1 pseudogene is annotated in these 407 nt (G+C 68.6%); it reads left to right on the forward strand.

Annotation, left to right across the window (positions count from 1 at the left end):
- Positions 1 to 407, forward strand: a pseudogene (locus KVT39_RS36585) (RHS repeat protein); the annotation flags it as partial.

Raw genomic sequence — 407 nt, forward strand, 5'->3', positions numbered from 1 at the left:
CTGATGCTGGTCGATGCGGCCGGCCACCGGCACCGCTGCGCCTGGTATGTGTCCGGGCGGCCCGCCGGCAGTTGGCTGCAGCTGGACGGCGGTACCGAGCAGGCGGTGGTGAGTGCGCTGTCCTACCGTGCCGACCATCAACTGCTGCATGAACAGGCCGGCAACGGGGTCACCACCGACTGCGAGTACGACCCGCAGACCCGGCGCCTGAGCCGAGCCCAAACAGCTCGGCCAGGGTCCGGCAGCGCCGCCACGGTATTGCAGGACCTGCACTATACGTACGACCCGGTCGGCAACGTCACGCGGGTGGAGGACCAGGCGGCTCCGGTCAAATACTTCCGCAACCAGCGGGTGGCCGCGGTACGCACGTACCAGTACGACTGGCTGTACCAGCTGGTGCAGGCCAC

Origin of the sequence: Burkholderia sp. GbtcB21, assembly GCF_019091065.1 — a bacterium.
GTDB classification, from domain to species: domain Bacteria; phylum Pseudomonadota; class Gammaproteobacteria; order Burkholderiales; family Burkholderiaceae; genus Burkholderia; species Burkholderia pyrrocinia_C.